Raw genomic sequence first — 6,509 nt, forward strand, 5'->3', positions numbered from 1 at the left:
GTCCAGAATGGCGTCCCGCACGCTCGGCGCCGCCGCAGCCGTTCGATCGTCCTCGAGGTCACCGCAGCATCTTCGACGACGTGGACCAGTGACTGCCGCGCTATCGCCTGGGACAGGCTGGCGTCACCGCTTTCAAGGTGTGTTTGCCGCGCGCCCGCTACGGCCACGAATGGCCCCTGCCGTTCTCGTTGTTACTGGCCTGGAGACATCCATCACCACGATCGGCGTGACTGCTCTGAGCTGATCTGGCAACCCCTCCCTCAACATCGACTCCATCTCAGAAGCGGACTGCGGCAAGGCTTGACCCTCGCCCCGTGGAGGCATTGCGAACTCGACGCCGAACCAAAACACGAGGTAGATGCCGATTCCATCGGCATCCGACGCCGACGCGTACCCGCTGAGTTGGGTCGCTGCAGCGGTCCAAACTTCCTCGTGATAGTGCCTCTTGGCTTCGATGGGCAGAGCGCGGCCCGCATGGCTGAAGACAACGACGTCGGCCCTCGTGCCGCCAAGTCGCTGTGCCTCCGGCGAAATGCCGGCGATCTGGTACTTGCGAAGCCGGTCGGACAGCCGCGAGAACACGACATCCCGGCAGCGGTTCTCGACCTTGGGGTCGACTGCACGGCCAGCCGCATCCGTGTTCCAGTACTGCGCCCATGACCCCTCCGTGTCCGTGTGGAGCTCTCGGGCAATACCGCGCAGCTCCTCCAGCACCACCGCACACAGGTCGGCTCCATTGATTGGCGGGCCGCCCAAGAATGCGGCCCGCACCTCCGAGAGGGTTGGATGCCTGAAGACAAGGTCGCGATGCAGCCGCGACTGCCTGGCCAGCGCATGCCTCAGTTCAGGCACCCAGGCATGAAGCGAGGGCTCGCGTATGAGGGCTTCCAATGCGTCCGAAGCCTCCAGCGAGGGGTTCGCTCTGAGATCCTTGATGAAGGCGTCACAGTTTCTGGCTGACCTTCGCACCGTGGAGATCGAGTGACCCCACGGATCGACCTCATTGGGGGTGCTCTGAGGCCCGGTCAATCGGATGACGCTGTCGGCAAGCTGCGTCCGCCGTCCGTCAGTGCGCACAAGTTTTAGAAGCTGCAGGCAAAAGGCATCAGCAAAGAGTTCTTCCAGCCCACTTTCGCCGTCACCGCCGGTGACGGCAAGGTCATCGGAGGCGTCGGTGACAAACGCGACCAGGCGCCACAGCATTCGCTGCTCGGCATCCAGCCGTGCGTCAGACTGCAGCAGCAGCGCCAAACCATGCAGCTGGTCCAGGCCGTAGATCTCTTGCAAAACGGACAAGCAACGCTGCAGCAGGTCCATCGGCAGGGCCTGCCCGGCCTCCAGGAGCATCCACAAGGCATCGCACGCGAGAATGTGGGGCTTGGCATGCTGCACCAGCCTCCAAAAGCCAGGCAGCTCGGTCGCCCCAGAGGACAGGCTTGCGCGCCAGAACGCCACCAGCTGGGCTTTGGCGCGCTCAGGCTCCCCGTCAAGGCGCTCACGCGCCCACTCGAAGAGCGCCGCTCGCCGCTCGCTGACTTCAATTGAGCTTGCCGACTTGAGTACCACCAGCTCCACACCCCACGGGATTGAAGCTGCGTCGATAGGCAGAGCGGCAGGCTGGAGGACGCGCTCGAGATGGGCCAACAAAGGCCATTCCTCAGGCAGAGTCCTGTTAAGTGCAAACGCCTCGCCCAAGGCTTCCGGCTTCAGGCAGCGCAGCGGTTGCTTAAACAGATTTTCCCAGCCCGCGGCGATGGCCGAGGCGATCGACTCGATCGCCATTGCGGCCAGGTACTCGGGCGCGCTGCGCTGATTGCCATCCTCGGATTCCGGCTGGAAGGACTGTAGGGCGGCCCACTCCAGCTCCGGCACGGCGGCGCCTGACTCCAGGTCTTGCACCATCGACTGGAGCCGGCGGATGAAGCTCTCTTGCTCCTTACGCCGCTGCCTGTCGATCCTTCTGGCGTATGCATAGGCCTGGTAACGGTCAGGCCCGAATGGAACGTAGGTCAGCGAACGCAGCAGTTTCGCGAAGCCCTTCTTTCCGACGAGCGCGTCATGAACGGCCCAGTACACCGCCTCGCTACCTGCGCCCGGCGCTACGATCTCTACGGCCCGTGAGAGATGTCTGCGCTTCTCGGCCACACCGCGCGCCTGTGCGGCTCGATCCAGCAGCACCCTGACCACCCTCCCGGACACCAACCGATTCGAGACGATCCGGAACATGCCGGTTGGCATGTGCCTGGCTTCCAGTCGAGGGTCATCGGCAATGGCGTCGTAGAGCTGAAGCTCATGGGCTGGGTTGCTGGCCAGCCAAGCCTGAACTCCCTCAATGCATTCACTCCCCAGCGGCGTGAACAATGAGCTTCGGACATTGACCGTCCATCTCCACACCCTTTCTCCCTGCAGTCCCGGCGTCGTCTTGATGGCAGCCTTGAGCGCCTCATCCAGCAGGGTGTCGAGCTCGCTACGGTGTCGAACCGAAACCTCCGGCAGCCACGCTTGAAGCGGCTCGTCGAACAACTCCGGCATGGGCCTTGCCGTCAGGTAGTTGCGCAGCTCGAACAGCCGCCCGACCACGTTGGATTCGCCACAGAGGTGGTAGTCGCGCAGCATGGACTTCACGTCTCGCAAGGGAAGCACACCAACCCTGCCCGCAAGGTGCAGTCGAAGAATCTCCCGCGGCACGGAAACCGGCTCGCTCCAAAGGGCGTCCATCAACTCGCGGCCGGCAGCATGCGGGTCGGGCGCGCCGTTTAGCCACGCGTCCGCCGATCGCTTGCGCATCCAGTCGGGCCTCTCCGAGTCGGTCGCCAGCGCAAACAGGACCGGACGCAAGGACCGGACTGGCGTGCCATGCGTCAGCGCGTCAAGCAGCGTGAATGCGCGATGGGTGCCATCCGGCGGCGCGGTCAACACCGCGGCTGCATGCTCGGCGAGTTCCTCGTCGATGAAGCCAGCGATGGTGGTCGTGCCGATCTCGGCAGTTCGAAAGTACGGGTCGCTCGAAGCGATGCGGTCCAGGATGATCCTGCGCGCGGAACTCGAAAGAGCTGACGAATCTCCGTACATGAACACCGAGGCCAGGTCGACCTCGATGAGACGCCACACGCTCTCCTCGTCGCCACACGCCGCGAGGTGCGCGCAGAACCAGGMGAAGAGCCCTCGAAGCTCCGTAGGTGGCGGCCCATCGCCGCCAGTGATCCAGGCAATCGCCCTGGACAGCGGGATGGCAGGCCGCCCATGCGAGCTTTTGACCAGGGCAGCCAGCGCCCTTCCGCCGAGGTACTCCGCCACGGTGCGATGGATCCATTCAAAGCTCTGGCCTTCGCCTCGGAAAAGCGGCGTATCGAGCATGTCCAAGAACAGGTCGTGCTCGATCTCGAGGTCATCCACCGCAAGAAAGGCCACCCTGCCCCCTTCCTGTGGCGGCTCGCTGCTGGTGCGCCAGACTGCCCGGGCGCCGCACAGCAGCAGCATGAGGAACGCTCGACCCGCCGCGTCCTCAATCGCCTGGGCCGAACTGCGCCTGCCGTATTGGTGCGCCGGATTGCTCTCATGCGCCATTCGGCGAACGGCGGCCGCAAACAAGGTGCTGCGCGACCTGGGCCACACCCCATCGGCTGACACCGCGCGGTGCAGTAGCGTCAGGCTGAGTGGGCTCTCGGCAAACGCCGTCGCCCCCAGCGCGAAGGCATTGTTCAGGAAGGCATTGGGCGACGTCTCGCCCAGGCCTGCCAGCAGCATGCGCTTCTCATGCCACTGGAGCGGCAGAAGCTGGGCAATCATGATCTTCTGCGTTCCGACCGTTGACCGGATTGGCTCGATATCCGCCTCGTGCCTCCAGTCCTCGGATCGGCAGGAGATACGCCACCTGGTCGCCCCGGCTTCGGCAATTGCTCGGGCAAGGCCATAGGCCTTGTCGGCCGCCTGCCCGTCCGCGCGGAACTCATCGAGCGCGTCCAGGTATAGCGTCGCGCCTGCCGGTGGCGGCATGCCCGTGAGCAGGCCACGCACCTTTATGACCCGCGTGCCTTCGCGCGCGGCCTCTTGTTCGAACACCGTGGTCTTGCCGATGCCAGGCTCGCCAATCAGCACGACGAACGGGTAGTCGCGCAGGTCACTGACCCGCAATGTCTGCGCTTGCGCCGGGTCCCCCTCCGCATGCACGTGAACGTGCCGATCTATTTCTTGCAAGGCCATGCGCCCGGCTCCCTGATCCCTCTGCCATCAATTTTGCGTCGAATACCCTATTTGTCCGACAAGTGCGAAGTCGGCCCACGACCAGTGGCATTGCTCGGGCGAGGATCCGATCCAGTAAGCCTAAAGGTCCTGCAGAGCAGCACCCAGGTGCCGCTGGAAGACTTCCGCGTTGCCCAGCGCGTTGGCGTTCAGGAGCGCGAGTTTGACGAGGAAAAGCTCCGTCTTGTCGGGGCCCACCTGGTCAATCGCGGTCGCCAGCGCGTCATAAACCGCCTCGAGGCCTGGGAGGGTCAGGGTGTTGTCCATGGCTTTCAAATCGAGTCGGCTACTGGGGCAAGGCGGTGCTCAGCGCCTCAGAAAGACGGCAGGCATCGAGCGCCAGCCATCGGGCACACACATGCTGGTCCGGTCTGAACAGGTACCCGGCGCCGCTCGCTTGGACGCCGTAGCGCTGCCGAAAGTGCCCGTCGTCGTCGGCGATGGTCAGGTCCGCACCCACCACGCCCATCGCGGCGCCGMCGGCGACCACCCGGAGGGGAATCTTGCGCTGGCGGGCATCTGCCACTGCCCCATGCAGCCATTCGGGCAGCGCGGGAGATTCAGTGAAGTAGATCAGGTCGAAGCCCCCACCCAGGTGGTCGAGCAGGAAATAGTCATCCGCCAGCCGCACGTTCTGAGGTGGCGCACCGCGCCTCGGGCCGCAAGGAAACAGCGCGTCATCGTCGCCCRTGCAGTTCAGCATCGAGCCGGCGTACTCATGCGGTCGGGAGGTGCGCCAGTGATAGAGCGGTCGCACGAACTCGGCGCTCAAGGACAGTGACAGGACTGCATCGCGCAGCAGCCTGAATCCCCGTGTCGGCGGCGCCATGAAGCGCGTGCTCYTGCCAGCCTCCTCAATGATCTCCCGCGCAGCACCGACGCGCTCGGCGCTGTAGTTGGCAAGCATCGCCTTTCCCGCAAGGCCCCTCACCACGAAGGCGAGGTGCCAGCCCAACGACTGCGCGTCCTGGAAAGCCGTGTTCGCCCCCCTCACCCCGAAGATCGGCAGCAGATGCGCTGCGTCCCCGGCAAAGATCACACGGCCGTGGACATAGTCAGGGAGCGTGAGCGTGCGGGCCGAGTAGACGGAGGACCAGTCCATCGTCCAGGGAATGCCGGCATGTCCGATCATCGCCAGTTGAGCGTCGATGCGAGCCTTGAGGGATCCCTGCTCCAGCGCTGCCTCGGGCGTCTCTCCGGGCGGCAGCTGGTAGTCGACACGCCAGATGCCGTGCGGCTCCCGATGCATCAGGATGGTGTTGCCCGGATTCCAGTCCGGGTCGAAGAACGCCATGCGTTCCGTTGGAAGCGGCAGGTCAACCCTGATGTCGGCAATGACGAAGAGCCCTTCGTAGGAGGCACCCTCCATCTGCAGCCCCATGCCGGCCCGGATCGACGATCTGCCGCCATCTGCAGCCACCAGCCAGTCGGTCTGAAGCGTGTAGGGGCCTTCCGGTGTATCGACCTCCACCATCGCACTGTCGGCGGACTGCTCGACCCTGATCACCTTGTTGCCCCACCTGAAATCGATGAGCGGGCTCGCGGCGCAGGCCTCGATGAGGTACTCCTCCATGTACTGCTGCTGGATGTTCAGCATCGGGAGGAAGCGATCGTCCGGGTCGTGTGGCGCCTCCATGCGGAAGACGCGCTGTCCCCGGTAGAAGGAGTTTCCGAACCTCCAGGGCAGGCCCGCCTCGGTCATCCGCCCCGCCGTGCCCACCTGCTGAAGGATCTCCATCGTCCGGCGGGTGAACACGATCGCTCGGCTGCCCTGGGAGACCTGTAGCTCGGAGGTCAGGATGACGCTAGACACGCCGTGCCGCGCGAGTTCGAGCGCGACGACCATCCCGGCCGGCCCCGAGCCCGCGATGACCACGCTCTGCCGACCTTGGGCGGGATGTGCAGAGGGCAGCCAGGGCTCATGGACGCGGTAGTCGTAGTAGATCGATGGCCGCGCTTCTCTGGTGGGTTGGTGCATGTCTCGCTTCATCGCGTTGTGTGTCCAGGTGGCCAGGGCCAAACGGCCTGGGCGACAGGCCTGAGCAGCCCTCACCCAATGTCGACACGAACGCTTTTATTGTTGCGCACGCAACCATATTTCGCAATACTTGGGACACCGCAGAGCGAGCTTTACCGACRCCCAGCGCATCCAGCCCGGCGCGAGACCGCACCACTTGCATGTGCCTCGCTCTGTATAGTCGTTTGCCTAGATCTCCAAGACGAAGGATCCGAGGTGAGTTCCCCGAAGCGCATGCCCATCCCTCTGG

3 protein-coding genes are annotated in these 6,509 nt (G+C 64.5%); all 3 read right to left on the minus strand.

The features are described from left to right. Window positions 1-132: 132 nt before the first annotated feature. The 3 genes from ACXJKR_RS20860 to ACXJKR_RS20870 all read right to left on the minus strand — a co-directional run bounded on the left by ACXJKR_RS20860 (window position 133) and on the right by ACXJKR_RS20870 (window position 6,220). The gene (locus tag ACXJKR_RS20860) at window positions 133-4,203 is read right to left on the minus strand and encodes a hypothetical protein (RefSeq protein ID WP_457324442.1); all 4,071 of its coding nucleotides are present in this window, start codon (window positions 4,201-4,203) and stop codon (window positions 133-135) included. Window positions 4,204-4,323: 120 nt separating this feature from the next. Next, window positions 4,324-4,509 (minus strand): DUF2783 domain-containing protein, encoded by a 186-nt coding sequence (locus ACXJKR_RS20865; protein ID WP_457324443.1) that lies wholly within the window; start codon window positions 4,507-4,509, stop codon window positions 4,324-4,326. Window positions 4,510-4,528: 19 nt separating this feature from the next. Next, window positions 4,529-6,220 (minus strand): FAD-dependent monooxygenase, encoded by a 1,692-nt coding sequence (locus tag ACXJKR_RS20870; protein ID WP_457324444.1) that lies wholly within the window; start codon window positions 6,218-6,220, stop codon window positions 4,529-4,531. Window positions 6,221-6,509 lie beyond the last annotated feature (289 nt).

The sequence above is a fragment of the Roseateles sp. P5_E11 genome, from assembly GCF_054049355.1.

What these genes read in the sequence shown, in the direction of transcription:
- ACXJKR_RS20865 (WP_457324443.1), bottom strand. Translation starts at nt 4,509, where the DNA reads ATGGACAACACCCTGACCCTCCCAGGCCTCGAGGCGGTTTATGACGCG.